The 21,450-nt window shown below is 68.9% G+C and carries 17 protein-coding genes; 8 read left to right on the top strand and 9 right to left on the bottom strand.

Going from position 1 to position 21,450, the window contains the following annotated elements:
* Nucleotides 1-21: 21 nt before the first annotated feature.
* The 6 genes from BS38_RS24875 to BS38_RS0109955 all read left to right on the top strand — a co-directional run bounded on the left by BS38_RS24875 (nt 22) and on the right by BS38_RS0109955 (nt 5,297).
* Complete coding sequence (locus tag BS38_RS24875; RefSeq protein ID WP_331280047.1) at nt 22-978, top strand: hypothetical protein; 957 nt, start codon at nt 22-24, stop codon at nt 976-978.
* On the top strand, nt 975-1,397 hold the full coding sequence (locus BS38_RS0109975; protein WP_028270670.1) for a phage holin family protein: 423 nt from the start codon (nt 975-977) through the stop codon (nt 1,395-1,397). The genes BS38_RS24875 and BS38_RS0109975 overlap by 4 nt, the downstream gene beginning before the upstream one ends.
* Nucleotides 1,398-1,430: 33 nt before the next feature.
* On the top strand, nt 1,431-2,027 hold the full coding sequence (locus BS38_RS0109970; protein WP_028270669.1) for a DUF3618 domain-containing protein: 597 nt from the start codon (nt 1,431-1,433) through the stop codon (nt 2,025-2,027).
* Between the two features lie 77 nt (nt 2,028-2,104).
* Nucleotides 2,105-3,238, top strand: coding sequence for a YihY/virulence factor BrkB family protein (locus BS38_RS0109965; protein WP_028270668.1), 1,134 nt, complete (start codon nt 2,105-2,107; stop codon nt 3,236-3,238).
* 65 nt (nt 3,239-3,303) lie between these two features.
* Entirely contained in the window at nt 3,304-4,242 is a 939-nt protein-coding gene (locus BS38_RS0109960) for a universal stress protein (protein ID WP_028270667.1), read from the top strand.
* A gap of 53 nt (nt 4,243-4,295) precedes the next feature.
* Nucleotides 4,296-5,297 carry a zinc-dependent alcohol dehydrogenase family protein gene (locus BS38_RS0109955; protein WP_028270666.1) on the top strand — a complete coding sequence of 334 codons (1,002 nt, stop codon included), beginning with the start codon at nt 4,296-4,298 and terminating at the stop codon, nt 5,295-5,297.
* 13 nt (nt 5,298-5,310) lie between these two features.
* Here BS38_RS0109955 and BS38_RS0109950 read toward each other — a convergent pair whose 3' ends face one another.
* Both BS38_RS0109950 and BS38_RS27610 read right to left on the bottom strand, forming a co-directional pair.
* A complete protein-coding gene (locus BS38_RS0109950; RefSeq protein ID WP_028270665.1) occupies nt 5,311-8,478 on the bottom strand; it encodes a beta-phosphoglucomutase family hydrolase in 3,168 nt (1,055 codons plus the stop codon).
* 111 nt (nt 8,479-8,589) lie between these two features.
* Nucleotides 8,590-9,240 (bottom strand): polysaccharide deacetylase family protein, encoded by a 651-nt coding sequence (locus BS38_RS27610; protein WP_231511177.1) that lies wholly within the window; start codon nt 9,238-9,240, stop codon nt 8,590-8,592.
* Between the two features lie 43 nt (nt 9,241-9,283).
* Between BS38_RS27610 and BS38_RS27605 the strand changes: the two genes are divergently transcribed.
* A complete protein-coding gene (locus tag BS38_RS27605) occupies nt 9,284-9,667 on the top strand; it encodes a hypothetical protein (protein ID WP_231511174.1) in 384 nt (127 codons plus the stop codon).
* A 237-nt stretch (nt 9,668-9,904) separates the two neighbouring features.
* Nucleotides 9,905-11,791 (top strand): heavy metal translocating P-type ATPase, encoded by a 1,887-nt coding sequence (locus BS38_RS0109940; protein WP_231511202.1) that lies wholly within the window; start codon nt 9,905-9,907, stop codon nt 11,789-11,791.
* On the opposite strand, the gene ppsA is transcribed toward BS38_RS0109940, so the two are convergent.
* The 7 genes from ppsA to BS38_RS0109905 all read right to left on the bottom strand — a co-directional run bounded on the left by ppsA (nt 11,743) and on the right by BS38_RS0109905 (nt 21,410).
* Nucleotides 11,743-14,124, bottom strand: a complete 2,382-nt coding sequence (gene ppsA, locus BS38_RS0109935) for a phosphoenolpyruvate synthase (protein WP_028270662.1) — start codon at nt 14,122-14,124, stop codon at nt 11,743-11,745. The genes BS38_RS0109940 and ppsA overlap by 49 nt on opposite strands.
* Entirely contained in the window at nt 14,117-16,750 is a 2,634-nt protein-coding gene (locus tag BS38_RS0109930; protein ID WP_197024925.1) for a cation-translocating P-type ATPase, read from the bottom strand. Before BS38_RS0109930 ends, ppsA begins: the two co-directional genes overlap by 8 nt.
* Before the next feature lie 138 nt (nt 16,751-16,888).
* Nucleotides 16,889-17,743 carry a glycosyltransferase gene (locus BS38_RS0109925; RefSeq protein ID WP_081818864.1) on the bottom strand — a complete coding sequence of 285 codons (855 nt, stop codon included), beginning with the start codon at nt 17,741-17,743 and terminating at the stop codon, nt 16,889-16,891.
* A gap of 1 nt (nt 17,744) precedes the next feature.
* On the bottom strand, nt 17,745-19,112 hold the full coding sequence (locus tag BS38_RS0109920; RefSeq protein ID WP_028270659.1) for a bifunctional PIG-L family deacetylase/class I SAM-dependent methyltransferase: 1,368 nt from the start codon (nt 19,110-19,112) through the stop codon (nt 17,745-17,747).
* Entirely contained in the window at nt 19,106-20,176 is a 1,071-nt protein-coding gene (locus tag BS38_RS0109915) for an acyl-CoA dehydrogenase family protein (RefSeq protein ID WP_043438276.1), read from the bottom strand. The genes BS38_RS0109920 and BS38_RS0109915 overlap by 7 nt, the downstream gene beginning before the upstream one ends.
* Nucleotides 20,177-20,197: 21 nt before the next feature.
* Nucleotides 20,198-20,677 carry a Dps family protein gene (locus BS38_RS0109910; protein WP_028270657.1) on the bottom strand — a complete coding sequence of 160 codons (480 nt, stop codon included), beginning with the start codon at nt 20,675-20,677 and terminating at the stop codon, nt 20,198-20,200.
* Nucleotides 20,678-20,762: 85 nt separating this feature from the next.
* Complete coding sequence (locus BS38_RS0109905) at nt 20,763-21,410, bottom strand: O-methyltransferase (protein WP_028270656.1); 648 nt, start codon at nt 21,408-21,410, stop codon at nt 20,763-20,765.
* Nucleotides 21,411-21,450 lie beyond the last annotated feature (40 nt).

Below are 21,450 nucleotides of genomic sequence, written 5' to 3'. Positions count from 1 at the left end.
GCAGAGCAAACCGCATACCCGGTGACTCCGGATAATGACGCTGCCTACCCGGCAACTCAGGTAACCAACGACGCTTACCCGGCGGCTCCGGCAACCCAAGGCATGCCGTCGAAGACGGAGACGGCAAAGCGCGAGGCCGGGGACCTCGCCCACCAGGCCACCGATTCCGCCCAGCACGTAGCGGAAACCGCCAAGGCCGAGGCAGCCAATGTCGCCGGAGAGGTCAAGGCAAACGCCAAGGATCTGCTTTACCAGGCCAAGACGGACCTCACGGATCAGGCAGGCCTCCAGCAGCAAAAGGTAGCGCAGGGTCTCCACTCCATTTCCGGGGAACTCCGCACCATGGCTAACGCGTCCGAGCAGCCCGGCGTAGCCACGGACCTGATCCGGCAGGCCGCTGACCGGTCTGCCTCGGTGGCATCATGGCTGGAAGGCCGCGACCCCGGCTCACTGCTGAACGAGGTGAAGACGTTCGCCCGGCAGCGCCCGGGAACGTTCCTCGTGCTGGCGGCGGGAGCGGGCATCCTGGCTGGCCGGCTCACCCGCAGCCTCAGTGCGGGCGCACCCGATTCATCGGGCGCCGTTCAAAGCGGGCGCACCACCACGGCTCCTATTTCAAGTGTGCCGGGCTATGTTCCCGATACCGGAACCGCAGTTCCGCCGCCGCCGGTGCAGATGCCGGCCCCGAACGCGACCACTGCCGGTATGGCCGGCACCGGAGCGGGCACGGGCGCCTACGCCGACAGCGATTATGGCGACAGCGCCTACGCTGACAGCCCCCAAGCCGGTACCGGAGACTATCCGGCGGACACCTACCCGCCCAATCCACTGGACGGTGAGGGAACGCGCCGTGACGAGACGGACCAGTGGGCAGCAGATCCGCTGGCCAAGGATCCCTTGGCCACGGACCCCCTGGCCGACGATCCGTACCGTGAGGATCCATATCGTGAGGATCCCCCGCGCGGAGGGCAGCGATGAGCAGCCAGTATCCTGAAACACCCCCTTCGGCGGCCCACGCAAAAGCTGACAACACCTCCCTCGGTGACCTGCTGGGCGACGTGACGCGGGACCTCTCCACGCTGATGCGCCAGGAGGTGGATCTCGCCAAGGCCGAACTGAAGCAGTCAGCCTCCCGTGCCGGGAAGGGCGGCGGAATGCTCGCCGGGGCCGGCGTGGCCGGCCACTTCGTCCTCCTGTTCCTGTCCCTGGCCCTCTGGTGGGCGCTGGGAACGGTCATGGGCCTCGGCTGGTCCGCCGTCGTCCTCGCCGTTCTCTGGGGCATCATCGCCGCCGTCCTGGCGTCCGTTGGCCGCAAGCAGCTCAACGCGATCAAGGGCATGCCGCAGACGGCGGAGACGCTCCAGGAAATCCCCCCCACCCTCAAACCCAGTCATTAGACCCAGGTACACAGAGAGCTCGAGGTACACACGATGAGTGAAAACCCGGACGCCATCCGCGCCGACATCGAAGCAACCCGCGCGCGGCTCGGCACCAATGTCGACGCCGTGGCGGACAAAGTTACCCCGTCCAACATCGTCCACCGGCAGACGGACAAAGTTAAGGACGCCGTGTTCGGAGTGAAGGAGAAAGTCATGGGAGCAGCGGATCACACCACTGACCGGATGCATTCGGGCACCAGCGGTGGCGGGGCCCACCTGTCGGACGCCGGCGCGGCCATCGGGGACGCTCCCCGCCAGGTCCGCACCAAGACGCAAGGCAATCCACTCGCGGCAGGGCTCATCGCTTTCGGTGCCGGGATGCTGTTCTCGTCGCTGATCCCGGCGAGCGAGAAGGAGCGCGAGGCTGCCGAGGCGCTCAAGGTCAAGGCAGAGCCTCTGACGACGGAGCTGACCGAGGCCGCGAAGGACGTCGCCGAAGGGCTGAAGGCCCCCGCGCAGGAAGCCATGGAAAACGTCAAGGCTACTGCCGCCGACGCCACTGACCACGTCAAGGCCGAAGGCCAGGGCGCAGTGGACGACGTGAAATACCGCGCCGCGGACGCCAAGGACAACGTCCAGCAGGTGTAACGACACCGGATCCTGGCCGGGCTGCTCCACCCTTGCGGCGGGGCGGCCCGGCCCCGGCAGATTTGAGGATATTTCGTATGGCCAAGAACCCCGCCACCCGGAACGGCACCGCAGCCCGTCCCGACGCCGAGACGCAGGAGAGCAGCACCGCCAAGGCCCGCACGGCGCCCGCACCGGATGATTCGCGCAAACCCGACAGCCCGCGTGATGTCACCAAACCTTCCTGGCAGTACATCGCAAAGAAGACCTTCCGGGAATTCACCAAAGACCAGTGCCCGGACCTCGCCGCCGCCCTGACCTACTACGGCGTCCTTTCCATGTTCCCGGCCCTGCTGGCCCTCGTGTCGCTTCTCGGGATCTTCGGACAGGCGGAGAAGACCACAGCGGCGATGCTGGAGATCGCCCAGGGCATAGCCCCGGGCTCCACGCTGGACATCATCCGGCAACCCGTCGAAGAGCTCACCAGTTCCTCCACCGCCGGCTTCGCCCTGATCATCGGCATCCTGACGGCCCTGTGGTCCGCGTCCGGGTACGTGGGCGCCTTCGGACGGGCCATGAACCGGATCTACGAAGTGGACGAAGGCCGCCCCTTCATCAAGCTCCGCGGCACCATGCTGGCCGTCACTTTGTGCACCGTGATCATCGTGGCGCTGACGGCAGCCATGCTGGTGCTCAGCGGCCCCGTGGCCGAAGCCGTCGGTAATGCCATCGGCCTGGGCGGCGCGTTCCTCACCGCCTGGAATATCGCCAAGTGGCCCGTGATCGTGGTGCTGGTGGTGGTGGTCATCGCCATCCTCTACTACGCCACCCCGAACGTGAAGCAGCCCAAATTCCGCTGGATGAGCATGGGCTCTTTGATCGCACTGATGATCTTTGTCCTGGCTTCGCTGGGCTTCGGCTTCTACGTCGCCAACTTCAGCAACTACAACAAGACCTACGGCGCAATCGGCGGCGTCATTGTGATGCTGCTGTGGCTGTGGATCCTGAACATGTCCCTGCTGTTCGGCGCCGAGTTCGACGCCGAGATGGAACGCGGCCGCCAACTCCAGGCCGGCATTGAAGCCGAGGAAACAATCCAGCTGCCGCCCCGGGACACCAAGCAAAGCGACAAGCTGCAGGTCAAGGAAGAAGAGGACATCCGGCGCGGACGCGACCTCCGCGAACGCCATGAGCGTGAACGCCGGAACGACGAACGGGACCAAAGCCCCTAGCGCGGAGGGGTACTCCGGACTCTACTGGGTGGACGTTGCGCCGCTGCCTATGGAGGGGAGGTCCCATGCCGACGGCTTCACCGAGGAATGCGCCGAACCCGAACGGACCGGTCGCTGTGGGCTACGACGGGTCCGAACCGGCACAGCTTGCCGTCCGCTGGGCCGCCGGGTATGCCGCCGCCACGAACCGACGGCTGAAGGTGATCCATGCCTGGGTCTGGCCCGTCTTCACCAAGAACCTTGGTCCTGTAAAAGGCGTTGAGGGCAGCGGGCTCAGACACGCCGCCGAAGCTACCCTCCAGGAAGGCCTGGACCTCGCCCGCTCAGTTGCGGCCGAGGTTGAAACCGCAGCGGCCGCCCGGCGCGAGGGCGCCGGGCCAGAGGCCGCCGAACCTGAGGCAGCCGAAGGCAGGGCGCACCCCCTGGAAATCGACGGCGTCATCGAGCCGGGGCTGCCCGGCCAGGTTCTCCGCGCCGCGGCGGAGGGCGCCAGTGTCCTGGCAGTGGGCCACCGCGGCATGGGCCGCTTCCTGGGGCAGCTGGTGGGTTCCGCCTGCCTCGACCTTGCCGTCCACGCGCCGTGCCCCCTGATGGTGGTCCGCTACCCGAACCGTCCCGGCCAGCCCGTCGCGGCCGGAATAGACGACAAACCCCGGCGTGACCAGGTGGTGGCGGAAGCGGCCAGCCTGGCGTCCGCCCTGAACGTGCCGCTGCAATTGATCCATGTGGCCGGCGACCAGCACCACGCAACACACGGGCGCCATGCACCGCTGCACGGTAAGGAGCTCCTGGACCAGGCCGTGGAACTCGCCAGGAGCCTCGCCCCCGACGTTCCCGTGGAAGGCATCCTGCTGGAGAGCCATCCCGTGCAAAAGGAGCTCTTGACCGCTGCGGCGCAGGCCGACGTCCTGGTTCTGGGCGCCCATCACCGGGAAGGCCATCCGGGGAGTACCGTGTCCTCGGCCCTGGAGCGGGCGCTGTGCAACCTGCTGATCACGCGGTGAACCCCGTGCCCCCAACGAGAGCCGTGCCGGAATAGCAGGACAGGGAGTGTGCCGTGCGTGCTTGGTGGGTTGGCAAACCGGGCCCCGTGGCGGGGCATCCGCTGGTGTTCGGCGAACGCCCCGATCCGAGCCCCGGACCGGGAGAAGTCCTGCTTGACGTGCGAGTGTGCGGCGTGTGCCGCACCGACCTCCACCTGGCCGAAGGCGACCTGCCGCCCCGCCAGCCCGGCATCATTCCGGGCCATGAGGTGGTGGGGGAAGTGGTGGAGCTCGGTGAAGGCGCCGCCAGGTTCCGGATCGGGGAGCGCGTGGGCGTCGCCTGGCTGGGGGGCACCTGCGGACGCTGCCGCTTCTGCCTCCGTTCGCAGGAAAACCTGTGCCTTTCCCCCACCTTTACGGGCTGGGACCGGGATGGCGGTTACGCGGACCGGGTGACGGTCAACGAGGACTACGCCTACCGGATCCCGGAGGTTTTTTCGGACGAGCAGGCCGCTCCCCTGCTGTGCGCGGGGATCATCGGCTACCGCGCCCTGAGCCGGGCCCAGGTGCCGGACGGCGGCCGCCTCGGCATCTACGGTTTCGGCGGTTCCGCCCACCTGGCCGCCCAGGTGGCCATGCACCGCGGAGCCAGCGTGTACGTCATGACCCGTTCCGAGGAGGCCCGGCGCCTCGCCCTGGAGCTCGGGGCGGCTTTCGCGGGGGACGCCGACGACGAACCTCCCGTGCCGCTCGACTCGGCCATTCTTTTTGCCCCGGTGGGCTGGCTGGTGCCGCAGGCGCTGCGTGCCCTGGACCGAGGGGGCACTCTTGCCGTGGCTGGCATCCACCTGAGCGACATCCCGCCGATCCATTACGGATCCGAGCTCTTCCAGGAACGGCAGCTGCGCAGCGTCACCGCAAACACCAGGGCAGACGGCGAGGAGTTCCTCCGCGTCGCGGCGGACATTCCGCTCCGGCCCACCACGGTGCCCTACCGGATGGAGGCGGCGGCCCAGGCCCTTCAGGACCTTGCCGCAGACCGCATTACCGGGGCCGCCGTCCTGCATATGGACTAGCCACAAACCCGCCTTAGGATCCGGTGCCCAGCCGGAATTCGTGGTCCTGCCCGGCGTGCAGCAGGACGTGCTGGGTGCCGAGCCGGACCTGCACCGGGGAGGCGTCTCCCGGGGCCGCGCTAACCCTCAGCCGGTCCTTCTCCAGGTGCACTGCCAGGAGCTGGTCCCGGTACCGCACGTTGAACGTGACTCTGCGGAGTTCCTTCGGAAGGCTGGGTGCGAAATCCAGGGCGTCCCTCGTGATGCGCAGCCCGGCGAAGCTCCGTTGCACCACGTCGATGGATCCGGCCATGGCGCCCAGGTGGATTCCCGCGCTGGTGGTGCCGCCCTGGGTATCGTCCAGGTCCGCGTCGAGGGCTTCGCGGAAGGTGTCCCATGCCTGCTCCGGGTCAAGCTGCGCCAGCACCGAGGCGTGCGCCACCCGGCTCAGGGTGGATCCGTGTGCGGTCCGGGCCAGGTAGAAGTCAACAGTCTGTGCGATCTGCTCGGACGTCACGGCATACCCGAGGCGGTCCAGGAAGGTGGTGAGCTGGTCTTCGCCGAGGACGTAGAGCAGCATGAGGACGTCCGCCTGCTTGGCCAGCTGGTAGTGGTTGGTGCTGGTGCCTTCGGCTTCGAGGATGAGGTCCAGGCGCTGGACGTTCCGGTAGGTGCGGCGGTAGTGCTCCCAGTCCAGCTCCTGGAGATTCTCATAACCGGCGAACTGGCTCATGATGCCGTCGGCGTGAAATGGCACGAATACCCTCCGGCCAAGCTGCGCCCACGCCTCGATTTCGCTTTCAGTGACGCGCAGCCGTTTGCGGAAATCGTCCATGTCGAAGCCGTGCAGGGAAGTCATGATCCACACCGCCAGATCGCACACCCATGCTGCCATGACGTTGGTATAGGCGTTGTCGTCCAGGCCTCCCCCGGGGTTGTCGGGGTAGCCGGTGTGGTATTCGTCCGGGCCCACCACAGCCCGGATGTGGAATCTGTCATCCGCGGGGTCGTGGTCGGCCATCGAGGTGAACAGCCGGGCCACTTCCACAATGATTTCCGCACCGTGGTGCATCAGCCAGGCCCGGTCCTGGGTGGCTTCAAAGTACTGCCAGGCGTTGTACGCCACGGTGAGGCCCGAGTGGCGCTGCAGGTGGGAGTAGTCCGGGACCCAGTGGCCGGAACGGGCATTAAAGAGCAGCTTCGGTGTTTCCTCGCGGCCGTCGCTGCCGCTCTGCCACGGAATCAGGGCTCCCTTGAACCCTGCCGCCCTGGCGGCGTCCCGGGCGGTCCCCAGCCGGCGCCACCGGTAATCGAGGAGCGCCCGCGTCACGGCGGGAAGCCTGGATGTCAGGAGGGGCAGGACAAAGAGTTCATCCCAAAAAATGTGCCCCCGGTAGCCTTCGCCGTGCAGGCCGCGGGCGGGAACACCGGCGTCCAGCTCCGCGGTATGCGCGGAGATGGTCTGGAGCAGGTGGAAGACATGCAGGTTCAGGATCAGCTGGGCCTGGTTGGAGGCGTCGAACTCGATGATGAAGGGCGTGAGCAGTCCCCGCCATGCCGCCTCGTGACTGGCCAGCAGCTCCTCGAAGCCGCCCCTGGCGCGGTTCAGGACGTCCAGGGCGGCGGTCCGGGGCGAGGAAATGGCGTGGTCGCGGGACGTCACCACGGCCACGGTTTTGGTGACGGTTACCGGATCGCCGTCCCGGAGGTCCGCCTCAAAGCGGTGGACGAACAGTCCGCCGAGCTCTTCAGGCGTGGCACGATGCAGGCTGGCGGGCACGTCGGTCCGGCTGGCCAGTGCAATGCCGATCCTGCTCTGGCTTGTCCGCGCCACAACCACCTGGGTGGCCGAGCCTGGCCCGTCGTCGGCACCGGAGACCGTGATGCCTGCCAGGTGGCGGTTGGACAGGAGGGCTTCCACCGGCACGTTCGAGTTGGTGATGTCCGTGTCGCAGCCGCTGCGGATGGCCACCCGGCCGGCCCATCCCACGGCGGTCACCGTCATCTCGAGCGCGGCGAGGTGCGGCTCCGCCATGGACACCAGCCGGCGCTGGACCACCTGAAGCTGCCTGCCGGCGTCGTCCTCCAACACGGCCTCCCGCGTCAGCAGGGCACGCTTCAGATCGAGGGTGCGCCGCTCGCTGCGGAGCTGCAGGCCGCCGTCGGACCACCACCGGCCGCCCTCCACGGAGAGGTCCAGCGGCAGCCAGTCCGGCATGTTGACCATGTGTTCGTCTTCGGTTTCCTGCCCCTGGATCACGCTGGTAAGCCGGTTGTAGACACCGGCGAGGTAGGTTCCCGGGTAGTGCACACCGTCCCGGCGGTGTTCAGGGGCCGCGCCCCGCGTGGCCATGTATCCGTTGCCGAGCGTGGTCAGGGCTTCCCGGTGGCCTTCGTGCGCGGGATCGAATCCCTCGTAGACCAGTTGCCAGGGGTCCGCGATGACCAGGCCAAGGTCCAGTTCGCTGACGTCTTCAAGCACGACGTCGGCGCCCGCGGCTTCCAGCTCGGCCCGATGCCCGGCCCGGTCAATCCCCACCACCAGGCCGAATCCGCCGCGGCGGCCCGCTGCAACGCCGGCCACGGCGTCCTCGATGACCACCGCACGTCCTGGCTCCACCCCCAGCTCCCTGACGGCATGGAGGAACAGGGCGGGGTCGGGTTTGCCGGCCAGCCCCAGCCGTGCTGCCGTGTTTCCGTCCACCACGAGGTCGAAGGCGTCGTGGAGTCCGGCGGCTGCCAGCACGGCGCGGGCGTTCCGGCTGGCTGTCGCGAGCGCCACCGGGACCTTTCCTGCCCTGAGCCGTTCGAGCAGGGCCACCGTTCCAGGGAAGACGGGCACGGGCCGGCGGCCCAGCAGTTCTCCGAAGATGCCGTTCTTACGGGCGCCGAGCCCCACCGCGGTCCACTCCCCCGGGCCGTCGGCGTGCCCGCCGGCCGGCAGTGTGACCCCCCGCGACTGCAGGAACGCCATTACGCCGTCCTCCCGGGTGCGGCCGTCCACAAAGCGCAGGTAGTCAGTGTCCGTGAACGGATCGCGCCGGGCGTCCGCCGGCATCCGGCGGTCCTGGAGGACGGCGTCGAAAAGTTCCTTCCATGCCGCCGCATGGAGTTCCGCGGTGTCCGTGACCACACCGTCGAGATCGAAGACCACGGCGTCAACCGGGGCCAGCGCAGCGGCGACGGTTGGCGACTCAGTCATGGCTTAGTCCTACCAGCGTTGGCCGGGCCTGCCCAGTGACGTTGGACCCGTCTTCCGGCTGACTGGCCGGCCGGTTCCCCGGCCGGCTCCCGGGCCGTCAATCCGGGCTGGTTATCCGGCGACCAAGGTGTCCAGCGTGATGAACCCGTAGCCGGCCTGGCGCATCCTCTCGATCATTCCCGGAAGGGCGTCTGCGTCCAGGGTTGAGCCGTCGGTCGGGTTGGACCCGATGTGCATCAGGACGATTTCGCCGGGCTGCAGGGCGGACAACGCACGGTCCGCCACCTGCTGCGCTGTGACACCGCCGCTTGTTCCCTTCCAGCCGAGGGTGTCCACGGACCAGCGCACCGGCACATACCCCAGGTTGTTCACAGCGGCGATGGTGCGGCCATCACGGGCACCGAACGGGAACCGGAACAGCGGCCGGGGGTCGGCTCCGGCGGCTGTTATCGTCTGCTCCGCCGTGCGGACCTGGTCCCCGATTGCGGTGTCCGGCAGGCCGGTGAAGTCCGGGTGGGTCTGGGAGTGGTTGCCCACACGGTGGCCGCCCGCCACGATGGCGGCCACCCCGGCAGGGTTGGCCGCAGCCCAGGATCCCGTCAGGAAGAACGTCCCGCGGACCCCTGCGCCCGCCAGGGTCTGCAGGATCGAGGGGAGGCCGGCCGAGTTGGCGCCGGCGTCGAACGTCAACGCCACCGACGCACCGGCACCGGGAACCACCTCCACGTCCTGGCCGGCCAGGGCAGGGGGAAACGGGGCCACCGGCGGAGGCGGCTGCGGAACAGGCAGCGTTTCGGGCGGCGGCGTGGGGCCGGACGCCACAGGGGCCGGCGCGGGCGTTTCGCCCGGAGTCTCGGACGGCGCGGACGGGGAGTCGGACGGCTGTGGTCCCGAGGACTGGCTTCCCGACGGCGAGGCGGCCGGGCTTGAGGGGGCGGGCGTCGACGGCGAAGACGCCGAGGTCTGGCTTGCCGCCGGCTGGCCCGCCGGCGGGCCCGATTCCCGCGGAGCACCGGCCAGGATCACGGCCACCACCACCGCCGCGATCGCAACCACCGCCACGACGGCAGCAGCCGCCAGCCTGCGGCGTCTGCGCGGATCGGCGGGCGGTTCGGCGGGCGGTTCGGCGGGCGGTTCCCCGACCATGTTCGACACCCTTCAACCATGGCAGGGGCAGCCCCGCCGCTGACAGGGCTGAAAGGCCTGCAGGCTCCACCGCATGCCGGCTCAGCGCAGGCGCCGCATCAGGGACCTATTCCCCTTGTTCCGCAACGCGGGTTCAATGGAGTGTTACCCATAGGTATGCGTCCTGTGGGTGCGTCCTTTCAGTGTGTGCTCAGACGCGGCAGCTAACCAGACGAAGGCGGGTCTGCCTGTGAAACTTGCGCTCCGGTATCCGCTCGTTGCGGGCACGGTACTGGCCCTGATGGCTGTCGCCGCCCTGGTGATGTCCGGCCAGCCGGTGATCGCGCAGTTTGCGGCGAGCGGCTATGCCCTGGCGGTGGCGGCCTACCTGTCCGTCGGCATGATCCGAAGGCTGCGCAGCGGGCACTGGGGCATCGATATCCTGGCCGTCACGGCGATTGTCAGCACGGTGCTGGTGGGCGAGTTCATTGCGTCCATGATCATCGTGCTCATGATGGCCGGCGGCACGGCCCTTGAGGACTACGCGGCAGGCCGGGCCAAGAGCGAACTCAGCGCCCTGCTGGCGCGCGTCCCGCAGACGGCCCACCGGGAGCGGAGCGGCGGTGCCGGGAATGGCACCACGCAGAACGGAACGCAGAACGGCACAGCGGAAAACGGCGCGCACGAGGACGTTGCGGCCACGGACGTCCTGGTGGGCGACATCCTGCTGGTCAAACCGGGCGAAGTCGTCCCGCTGGACGGCGTGCTGCTCTCCGATGCCGGCACGTTCGATGAATCCTCCCTTACCGGCGAAAGCCTGCCCGTGGAGCGCACGGCGGGCGAGGGCATTATGAGCGGCTCCGTCAACGGCGAGGCCGCCGTCCGGATCCGGGTTACCGCCGTCATGGAGGATTCCCAGTACAGCCGGATCGTGGCACTCGTGAAGGAAGCCTCGGAAAGCCGCGCCCCCATGGTGCGCCTCGCCGACCGGTACGCCATCCCGTTCACGGCCTTTGCCTATGCGCTGGGTGCCATCGCCTGGATTGTCAGTGGCAGCCCCACCCGCTTCGCCGAAGTCCTGGTGGTGGCCACACCCTGCCCGCTGCTCATCGCGGCGCCGGTGGCGTTCCTGGGCGGCATGAGCCAGGCGGCCAAGTCCGGCATCATCGTCAAGTACGCGGGTGTCCTGGAACAGCTTGGCAGGGTGCGCACCGCAGCCTTCGACAAGACCGGCACGCTCACCTACGGCCGGCCCTCACTGGTGGCCATCGTCACCGCCAATTCCATGGGCCAGGACGAACTCCTCCGGCTGGCGGGCTCCGCGGAACAGTACTCCTCCCACGTCCTGGCAGCGTCCGTAATGGAGGCCGCCACCTCCCGGGACCTCCGTTTCGAGACCGCCAGTGAGGCGATGGAGCATGCCACGCACGGGGTGCGGGCGGTGTTCGACGGACGGGAAGTGGTGGTGGGCAAGCCGTCCTTCGTGGCCGAATTCGCGCCAGGCGTCGTGGAAGCGGACCTGGCCAGCGGCCAGCTGGCCATCTATGTGGGCATCGGCGGGGTGTACGTCGGAGCCCTGGTCATGAGCGACCCGCTGCGCGCCGAAGCCCGCCGGACCCTGGCCGAGCTTTCCGCACTCGGGGTCACCGAAACGGTGATGCTGACCGGCGACGCCCTTGCCACGGCCAGGCACATCGCCGCCGAAGCAGGGCTCACGGATGTCCGGGCCGAGTGCCTTCCGCCGGACAAAGTGGAAGCCGTGAAGTCACTGCCGCGCCGTCCCGTGATGATGGTGGGCGACGGCGTCAACGACGCCCCCGTGCTGGCAGTGGCCGACGTCGGAATCGCCATGGGCGCGCGCGGTTCCACCGCGGCAGGCGAGTCTGCCGACGTCGTGATCATCCTGGACGATCTGTCCAAAGCGGCGCATGCCGTGCGGATAGGGCAGCGCACCGTCAGGGTGGCGATGGAGAGCATCTGGATCGGCATCGTGCTGAGCGTCGGGCTCATGGTGGCGGCAGCCGCGGGCTACGTGCCCGCCATCGCCGGGGCGCTCTCGCAGGAACTGGTGGACCTGGCCACCATCCTCAACGCGCTGCGCGCCCTGAGCCCTGGCCGGAACGTGGCACCGGCCAAGGATCAGGCCGAGCCTTCCACGTCCGCGATCACCCGCACCGTTTTGAGGTAACTGTCCGGGTTGAGCGAGATGGAGTCGATGCCCTCGCCCACCAGGAAGGCCGCGAAATCCGGATGGTTGCTGGGCCCCTGGCCGCAGATCCCGATCTTGATTCCGGCCGCGTGCGCCTTGCGGATGGCTTCGCTGATCATCGCCGTGACGGCGCCGTCGCGTTCATCAAATAAGGCGGCCAGCTGCTCCGAATCCCGGTCCACGCCCAGGACCAGCTGGGTGAGGTCGTTGGAACCGATGGAGAAGCCGTCGAACTTCGGCGCGAACTTTTCGGCCAGGACCACGTTGGAAGGGATCTCGCACATCATGTACACCTGCAGGCCGTTTTCACCGCGCACCAGGCCGTTCTGGTCCATGACCGCCAGCACCCGGTCCGCTTCGTCCGGGGTGCGGCAGAAGGGGATCATCACAATGACGTTGCGGAAGCCGATGGTTTCCCGGACCCGTTTGAGCGCGGCACACTCCAGCGCGAAACCCTCCCGGTAGCGCTCGTCGTAGTACCGCGACGCGCCGCGGAAGCCCAGCATGGGGTTCTCTTCGGACTGCTCGAACGAGCCGCCGCCGATCAGGTGCGCGTACTCGTTGGTCTTGAAATCGCTGAGCCGGACGATCACCGGGTTGGGGTGGTAGGGCGCGGCGATCTTGGCGATCCCCAGCGCCAACGCCTCCACGAAATACTCCCGGGGGTCCGCGTAGCCGCTGGTCAGTTCCTTGATCCGCCGGGCGTCGTCCGGGTCCGTGACCCGCTCCGGATGCACCAGGGCCATCGGATGGACCTGGATCAGGTTGCTGATGATGAATTCCATCCGGGCCAGGCCAACCCCCGCCGCGGGCAGCCGCCACCACTGGAAGGCGGCTCCCGGAGTGGCGATGTTCACCATCATGGCCGTGCGCGTGGCGGGCAGGGTGCCCAGATCCACTTCCTCGGTGTCGAACGGCACGGTGCCTTCGTAGACCCGGCCCAGGTCTCCTTCCGCGCAGCTCAGCGTCACGGCCTGGCCTTCACCCAGGACGCTGGTTCCGTTTCCGGTGCCGACGACGGCGGGAACGCCCAGTTCGCGGCTCACGATGGCCGCGTGGCTGGTGGTCCCGCCGTGGTCGGTGACGATCCCGGACGCCCGCTTCATCACGGGCACCCAGTCCGGGTCCGTCATCTCGGTGACCAGGATGGCGCCGTCGCGGAAGGCGTCGATGTCACGCGCGCTCCGGATGACGCACGCCGTGCCGTGCGCGATGGAATCCCCGATCGCGGCACCGGAGGCCAGGACCTTGCCCGTCCCGCGGAGGTGGTGGATGGTGAAGCGCGTCCCGCTCTTGAGCGCCTGGACGGTTTCGGGCCGCGCCTGCACCATGAACAGCTCCCCGGTGGCGCCGTCGCGGGCCCACTCCATGTCCATCGGGCGGCCGTAGTGGTCCTCCACCGTCACTGCCCAGCGCGCCAGGTCCAGGATCTCGGCGTCGGCCAGCACGAAGGAGCTCCGTTCCTCCGCTGAGGTATCCACCATCCGGGTCCGCGCGTGGCCGCCCCGGCTGTAGACCATCTTGCGGGCCTTGGAGCCGAGCGTCTTCTCGATGATCGGGGCCAGGCCGGTGTCCGCCAGCAGCGGCTTGAACACCACGTACTTGTCCGGGTTGATGCTGCCCTGGACCACGGTTTCGCCCAGGCCCCAGGCCGCGCTGATCACTGCCGCGCGGGGGAAGCCCGAATCGGTGTCGATGGAGAACATCACACCGGACGCCCCGACGTCGGACCTCACCATCCGCTGCACACCGATGGAGAGGGCCACGTCCAGGTGCTCGAATCCCTTCACCTCCCGGTAGCTGATGGCCCGGTCCGTGAACAGCGATGCGTAGCAGCGCCGGCAGGCGTCCAGGAGCTCGCGTTCGCCGGAAATGTTCAGGAATGTCTCCTGCTGCCCGGCGAAGCTGGCGTCCGGGAGGTCCTCCGCGGTGGCGCTGCTGCGGACGGCAACGGAGGGCCGGTCCACTCCGGCCCTGTCGGCGAGGGCGCGGTAGTGGCTGCGGATTGATTCGGCGATGTCCGCCGGGAATTCGCTGTCCAGGAAGAGCTCCCGGATGGCCTCGCCCGTGGACCGCAGCGACGTCTCGCCGGCCCGGTACTCCCCGATCCGGGCGCGCATGGCGGCGTCGATGCCGTTGGCTTCGATGAACGTGCGGTAGGCGGCGGCCGTGGTGGCGAAGCCGTCCGGCACCCGCACGCCCCGGGACTTGAGCGAGCGCGTCATTTCCCCCAGCGACGCGTTCTTGCCGCCTACCTGGGGCACATCCTCCATCCCGATTTCGTCGAACCACACCACGTGGCTTTCAGTCATGGCTGCTCCCGCCGCTTGGTCCTCCATGGATTGATCCTCGTTCGCCGGCCCCCCGCGGGTCAGAGGCTTTGGACCTGCGGTGCCGGACCACTTTGTACAGCCAGTCCGCGATGATGACGGCGGGAATGGCGGCGAGCGCCACGGCAAGGCCCCCGGGCGACGGCGGTGCGTGGCCCAGCAATGCGGCGATGGGGCCGACGAACAGGAAGACCAGCAGCAGCCCGACTTCCGCCAGCACCGCCCAGACCAGCAGCCTGTTGGTGGCCCAGCCCAGCCGCCACGGCGGGGTGCTGGCGCTGCGGCAGGCGAACGCGTTGGCCAGTTGTGCCAGCACCACGGTGGTGAAGGCCGCCCCGGAGGCCGCCATGAGAACGTCCGACACGGGTAGTTCCGCACCCGGCCGCCAGCCGGCACCGAGGAGCACTGCGGTGTAGGCGGTCATTTCGAAGAGGGCCTCCACCGGACCCAGGAGGCCGAACACACGGAACATCAGGGCGCGGTCCATCAGGTGCCTCCGCTCCGGCGGACGTTTCAGCGTGCCTTTGCTGGGGGCTTCGCTGCCCAGGGCCAGCGCCGGGAGCAGGTCGGTGCCGATGTCGAGGGCCAGGATCTGGAGCACGCTGAGCGCCAGCGGGAAGCGTCCGCCGGAGAGTGCCCAGATCACGAAGGGGGTGAGCTCGGCGACGTTGTCCGTCAGATGGTAGGTCAGGAACCGCCGGATGTTCGCGTACGTGGCGCGGCCCTGCTCCACGGCGGCGATGATGGTGGCGAAGTCGTCGTCCAGCAGCACAAGGTCCGCCGCTTCGCGGGCCACGTCGGTACCGCTCAGTCCCATGGCAATGCCGATGTCGGCCTGCTGGAGGGCGGGGCCGTCGTTGACGCCGTCGCCGGTCATCGCCACCACGTGGCCGCGGTGCTGGAGAAGGCGTGCCACGCGGAGTTTCTGTTCCGGGGTGACCCGGCTGATGACGACGCCGTCGCGGTCCAGCAGGGCGGTCAGGACGGCGTCGTCCTCAGGGAGGGTGTGGCCCTCCAGCACCAGCTCGGGTGAACCGATCAGCCCGGTTTCCCGGGCGATGGCGGCCGCGGTGAAGGCGTGGTCGCCGGTGACCATGGCCACCTTGATTCCCGCCTCGCGGGCCGCCTCGAGCGCCAGGCGCACTTCGGCCCGGGGCGGATCGTGGAGGCCGATCAGCCCCAGCAGCGTCAGCCCCGCTTCAACCTCCTCCAGCTTGACGCTTTCGCCCGGCAGTCCGGGCAGGCTCCGCTCGGCCACGGCCAGTACCCGCAGCCCGTGCGAGGCCATCTGGTCAACCATCTGCAGGGCGCGTTCGGCGCCGCTTTCGCCACACAGCGGAATCACGGATTCCGGGGCACCCTTGACGTACAGCATGGTGCCGACGATCGCGGATTCGCGCAGCCGGCGCGGGTCGAAGGCGAAGCGGTGCGACACCTCGGGGTCATCGGGCTTGTTCCCCGGGCCGGCCAGCCGGATGGCAAGCGCATCAATGGCGGCCTCCATCGGGTCACCCTCGGCGATCCACTGCCCGTTGTGGAGCACGGCACGCCCCGCGGAGGCGGCCAGCGCAGCGGTGCTGAGGTGCCGGGCTTCCCCGGTTCCCTTCCCGGTGACTTCGGCCTCGGGCCCGTAGCCCGCACCGATGATGCTGAGCAGCCCTGCCGGGGTCCAGACCTCGACGGCGTTCATCCGGTTCTGGGTGAGTGTGCCGGTCTTGTCCGTGCAAATGAAGGTGGTGGAGCCGAGGGTTTCCACCGCCTCCAGGTTCCGGACCAGCGCGTTGCGCTGCGCCATCCGCTGCGCCCCGACGGCCAGCGAAAGCGTCACCGTGGGCAGCAGGCCCTCGGGCACCAGCGCCACCGCCACCCCGATCGCGAAGAGGAAGGCGTCGCGCCAGGAAATACCCACCAGCAGCGAAAGGATAAAAAACAGCACGCCGATCCCCAGCGCCACCGTGGCCGTGATGCGGACAATCCGCTGCAGCTCCAGGGCCAGCGGGGTTGGAGGCGCCTCCACCTTGCCGGTCAGCGCGGCGATTTCGGCGAGACGGGTGCCTCCGCCGGTGACCGTGACAATTCCTTCAGCCTCGCCGTTAACCAGGAACGTGCCACCGAGGACGGCGTCGCCCGGGACCTTGGCTACGGCTTCGCTTTCGCCGGTGAGCATCGACTCGTCCACCGAGCAGCCGGCGGCAAGCACCAGCCGGAGATCCGCGGGGACCCTGTCGCCGGCAACCATCACCACCACGTCGTCCGGCACCAGCTCGGTGGTGTGGACCTTGACAATGCGGCCGTCCCGGCGGACCGACACGATGGCGGGAAGCAGCTCACGGAGCCTGGCGGCAGCCCGCTGTGCACGTTCCTGCTGGATGTAGGCGAAGAGGCCGTTGACCAGGATCACCACGACGATCGCGACGGCCAGCTGCGGCATGCCGGCCACGTAGGCAAGTCCGGCCGCCACCCAGAGCATGATGGCAAAGAAGTGGGTCATTTCGGCCAGCAGTTTGCGCCAGCGCGGCACCGGGCGGACTTGCGGCAGCCGGTTGGGACCGACGTTCCGCAGCCGGAGGGCAGCCTCCTCCGAGCTGAGGCCCAGAGCGCGTGGCAATGCACCAGCTCCGGAGCCGGCAGCAGGAATCACGGCCGCAGCCCGCTGTTCACGGGCAGCGCCGAGCACACGACACCACGGCCCTCAGGAGGAACCCCATGGGTCGAGGATGCGGTCTAGGAGTTCAGGCTCCTAGGGTCAAAGGTCACCACTGTCCCGGTCCAGTGCGGGCAGCTCCAGCGCGGGGAGCTCCAGCGCCAGCGCCCTAAGGTAGGCAGCGAACCCCTGCGGTGCGCGGGAATGGGTGCGGCCCGACGTCAGCACCCGGATGGTGTCGGTGGCCAGCACGCTGTAAGCCTGCTTGCGCAGGTTCTCCACCAGGATCCGGTCCTCGTGGGCGCGCGTGCGGGGAAACCCGCCGGCCGCAAGGTACGCGGAGGCCCGCACGCCGAAATTCGCGCCGTAGATGTGCGGATGGTCCTCCCTGAACGGGTGCCGCTCCAGCCAGCGCCGCAGGACGGCAGGATCGGTCCCGGCCGGATCCGGCTCGACGGATCCCAGGACAGCATCAGCCCCGGCATCGGCCAGTTCGACCTGGCGCACCAGCCAGTTCTCCGGGACGGCGGAGTCCGCGTCGGTATTGGCCAGCCAGACATGCCCCGGCCACTGCCCGGTCCAGTGCCCCGGCCCTGTCAACCGCCCCGCGCCTGTCCACTGCCCGGCGGCAGCCACGACCCCGGCGGCGCGGCTGCCGCCGGTACTTCCCAGCCGGACCTGCACGGCCGCGAAGCGCGGGTCTGAGGCGACGTAGCCGGCCGTGATGTCCGCCGACCGGTCCGTGCAGCTGTCCAGCACCACCGTGATGGACAGCCGCATACCGGGCCGTTCCCGCTCCAACGCGGCAGCGGCGGCACGAAGCGCCGAGAGCGCCCGGTCAAGGTGCTGGTCCTCGTTGTGTGCCGGCACCACCACTGCCACCCGGTCGATGCCCGGACGGGACCGGACTTCCTCCGCGGGACAGCCGCCCGCCCGTTCGGTGGTCCGGCTGGTCATCTCAGGGCCGCTCCGGCCCCGGCGAAACAAACACTTCCAGGACGAAGTCCTTTTCCCGGTAAAGCCCTGCCGTTGGCCACCGGAGCTGCTGCCGGGCCAGGGCGTGCACGGTGTCCCCGTCCAGTTCCCAGCCGGTGACCGGGTGGCGCCAATGGCAGAGCAGCAGGGTCCCCCCGGGGTTCAGCGAGCCTTTCACCCGCGCGAACAGTTCCGCCAGCTCCTCCGCCGTCAGGTAGTACCCGGTCTCGGACACCACCACCAGGTCGAAGCGGCCATCCGGCCAGTACTGCGGGACCGTCAGGTGCAGGGTCCGGGCGGAGGGATGGGACCCCAGCCGCTCAGCGGCCCGGACCAGGGCGGCGCTGCTGGCGTCCACCGCCACAAACTCCCGGCAGCGGGCCGCGAGCTCCACACTGAGCGTGCCGATGGAACAGCCGATTTCCAGTCCGGAACCGTACTCGGCGTCCGGCAGGACGGCCACGGTGAGCGCCCTCTTGCGCCTCTCGTACCAGCTGGTGGCGTAGCTCCAGGGATCGGTGGCCCCGGCGTGCACTTCGTCGAAGATCCGCTCGGCGTCGCCCGCGGTGTTGGCCCCGCCGGCGGGCCGGTGCCACGCGAACGTTTCCCAGGGGCGGGAGAAGTGATCGACAAAGCTGGCGGCAAGAAGCGCCTCGTCACCGGGCTGGTCGGACAGCGGCTGGATCTGCGAGGTGTGCGCCAGGAGGGCTGCCGCCTTGGCCCGCTGCTCATCCGCCGTCAGCGGCACGCGGACCCACGACTCCCAGGCGCCGTCCGCCGGGGACGCCCACAACCAGTACCAGACGGGGTACTCCAGCAGCCCGTGGCCGCCCTGCGCGGCCACCTCGGCGGCCACGGAGCCCAGGACGTCGTGGTCCGTGTGGCCGTCGGAGCGGTACGGCGCAACGATTACCACCCGGTCCGCCGGGCGCCCGGACGCTGCGATCGATTCCCTGACGGCGGCGGCGATCCGGTCCCGGTCCGCGTCAAGGTGGCCGTCCCGGAAATGCAGGAACTCCCGGGCGGCTCCGGGGGCCAGCCCGGACACCGCCGCCCTGAACTCAGCGAGCCGGACGGCAGCCAGCTGGTCCGGCGTCGTGCTCGGGGAGTCCGGGTGGGAGGCCTCCCCCGCTGTGCACAGCAGCACGTCTATCGCCGCGCCGGCGGCGTTCAGGCGCGCGAGGAACCCTCCGGCGCCCAGGGTCTCGTCATCCGGATGCGCAGCCAGCACAACGAAGGCCATGCCCGCGAGTTCGCCCAGGTCCAGGGGGAGTTCCGGGAGGACGGCCAGGCCGCTTCCCTCCCATTCGGACTCGGCAGTGCCGGTATCGGCGTGTGAGAAGCTCACCACGAGCGGTCCCCCTTCAGGGTCAGGGCGCCTAGTTGCGCGTCGTCCCGCATGGCGTGGTGCTGGCGGAGGTACAGCGACAGGTCCGCCATGCGTTTTCCGTACTCTTCGTTGAAGGCCAGGGGGCCGGGGCCCAGGTTTTGGGCCACTAAAGCCTGGATGCGTTCGACGGCGGCGGCGACGGTTCCGCGGACGCGCAGCGCCTCGCTCCACGCACCGGGGCCGGACAGCTCACCGGCGTCAATCCGCTCGGCCGTTCGCGCCAGGTAGCCGGACACGGAGGCGAGGAGCCGGTCCGTTTCGCCCAAATGGGCCAACGCGATCTGGTCCGGTTCACGCCCGTTGACCGCAGCGGCGGTCAGCGCGGAGCTGAAATCGCGGGCCACGGCAACGGCTCCCCCGAACCAGCAGGCTGCAACGCCCATGCCTCCCCATGCGAAGCCCGGGCGCTTGAAGTACCAGCCGGATCCACCCACCGGAACGGCGCTGACGCCGTCGAAGTGCACGGTGCCGCTGGGGATTTCCCGCAGGCCCCGGCTGGTCCACAGCGGGGTCTCGCAGGACACCCCTGGAGCATGCAGGTCCACTGCGAAAGCGGCCCGCCCGCCGTCTGCACGATGCGCGGTCAGCACGGCGCCGTCCAGGTGGGCGGCGAGCGAGCACCACGGCTTGGATCCGTTGAGGAGGTAATTCCCGGCGCCGTCCGGTGTTGCCTCAAGCAGCAGCCCGGGCCCCTCCGCAGCGAAAACGCCCCAGGCCCTGTCCGTTGATGAGTCCGCGAGAGGTGTACCCGCCTGGGCGAGGATGGCCAGCGCATCGAGGTGCGGTTCGAGCACCCGGCCTGCGGCGACATCCACGGAAGCCACGGACGCGAGAAGTTCCCAGAGCCGCGCCGTGCTGCCCTCGCCGGGCCGGGGCGCTGTCCGTCCGATCTCCCGCGCCAGGGCAAGAAGCGCCGGCACGTCTCCTGCCGCATCGCGCACGGCCCCAAGCAGCATGGCAAGGGTTTCGGGCGGCTCCGCTGCGGAACCGATGCGCACCGGGCGCGGTTTTGCCTCAGGATCCATTCCGCTGGCCGCTGCGCCGGCTCAGCCGTGGTCCGGTGCCGTGACGGAGGCTCCCGCGGACATGGTCTCGGCGTTCACCATCCACGCCAGCTGTTCCAGCCGCGCAATGCCGGCGTGGAGCAGGTCTGCGCTGGTGGGATCTTCCTCATCCACCTCGTCATGGACGTCGCGCATGGTCTTCACGGTGCGCTCCAGCCGGGCCGTGATCAGTTTGACGGCGTCCTTGGTGGAGGTGAGCCCTTCGGGGAACTGTTCCAGCCGGGTGTCGGCGGACACCGTGGTGCTCCTGCCGTCCGGCAGCGCGTGCAGGGCGCGCATCCGCTCCGCTGTTTCATCCGCGAAAAGCCTCACGCTAGTGACGATTTCATCGAGCTGCAGGTGGAGGTCGCGGAAGTTCGTACCCACGATGTTCCAGTGCGCCTGCTTGCCCTGGACGTGAAGTTCGATCAGGTCCGTGAGGACCATCTGGAGATTGCTGGCAAGGGTCGGTGAAGCCTTCATTTCTTCCTCCACTGCAGGCGGTGCGGGACGGGTTCGTGCCGCGTTAGCTTATTCTAAGCATACTTAGCATCTTGCCCGGGTGAAGTCACTTGACCAGAGCCAGCGCGAAGCCGTCCCAGCCCTTCGACCCCACGGTCTGCATGACCGTCGCGTCCAGCCGGGGATCCTCCCCCATCATTTCCAACGCGGCGACGATTCCCGGCGCGTTGACCTCGTCCAGGGTTGGATCCAGCAGCGCCCCCTCCCACACCACGTTGTCCATCACAATCGCGGTGCCCGGCCGGCCCAGCCTGACGGCCCAGTCCAGGTACTGCGGGTTGTTTTCCTTGTCGGCATCGATGAACACAAAATCGAACGGGCCGCGGCCGTCATCCTGCAGCCCCGGCAGGGTGTCCAGGGCGGCACCCACGCGGATGTCCACTTTGTGCCCCACTCCGGCAGCGTCGACGTTGGCGCGGGCCACGCCGGCATGTTTGGGGAGGTATTCGCACGTGATGAGTTCGCCGTCGTCGGGCAGTCCCTGGGCCATCCAGATGGTGCTGAACCCGGCCAGCGTGCCGATTTCGAGGATCCGCCGGGCGCCCGAAAGCTGCACCAGCAGCTTGAGCAGCTTCCCGGCGTTGGGCGCCACTTCGATGGCCGGCATCCCGGCGTCGACAGCGGACGTCACGGCCCGTTTCAGCGGGCTGCCGGGGCGGACGACGACGTCGGTCAGGTACTGCTCCACTGCCACCCACTGGGGCTAGGGCCGGTGCTCAATCATGGGCCCAGTC

It is taken from the genome of Arthrobacter sp. UNC362MFTsu5.1 (assembly GCF_000685965.1).
Taxonomy (GTDB): domain Bacteria; phylum Actinomycetota; class Actinomycetes; order Actinomycetales; family Micrococcaceae; genus Arthrobacter.
This window is presented reverse-complemented; position numbering and strand designations above follow the sequence as displayed.

What these genes read in the sequence shown, in the direction of transcription:
- BS38_RS0109975 (WP_028270670.1), top strand. Translation starts at nt 975, where the DNA reads ATGAGCAGCCAGTATCCTGAAACACCCCCTTCGGCGGCCCACGCAAAA.
- ppsA (WP_028270662.1), bottom strand. Translation starts at nt 14,124, where the DNA reads ATGACTGAAAGCCACGTGGTGTGGTTCGACGAAATCGGGATGGAGGAT.
- BS38_RS0109965 (WP_028270668.1), top strand. Translation starts at nt 2,105, where the DNA reads ATGGCCAAGAACCCCGCCACCCGGAACGGCACCGCAGCCCGTCCCGAC.
- BS38_RS0109940 (WP_231511202.1), top strand. Translation starts at nt 9,905, where the DNA reads ATGGCTGTCGCCGCCCTGGTGATGTCCGGCCAGCCGGTGATCGCGCAG.
- BS38_RS0109960 (WP_028270667.1), top strand. Translation starts at nt 3,304, where the DNA reads ATGCCGACGGCTTCACCGAGGAATGCGCCGAACCCGAACGGACCGGTC.
- BS38_RS0109910 (WP_028270657.1), bottom strand. Translation starts at nt 20,677, where the DNA reads ATGAAGGCTTCACCGACCCTTGCCAGCAATCTCCAGATGGTCCTCACG.
- BS38_RS0109925 (WP_081818864.1), bottom strand. Translation starts at nt 17,743, where the DNA reads ATGACCAGCCGGACCACCGAACGGGCGGGCGGCTGTCCCGCGGAGGAA.
- BS38_RS0109970 (WP_028270669.1), top strand. Translation starts at nt 1,431, where the DNA reads ATGAGTGAAAACCCGGACGCCATCCGCGCCGACATCGAAGCAACCCGC.
- BS38_RS0109915 (WP_043438276.1), bottom strand. Translation starts at nt 20,176, where the DNA reads ATGGATCCTGAGGCAAAACCGCGCCCGGTGCGCATCGGTTCCGCAGCG.
- BS38_RS0109950 (WP_028270665.1), bottom strand. Translation starts at nt 8,478, where the DNA reads ATGACTGAGTCGCCAACCGTCGCCGCTGCGCTGGCCCCGGTTGACGCC.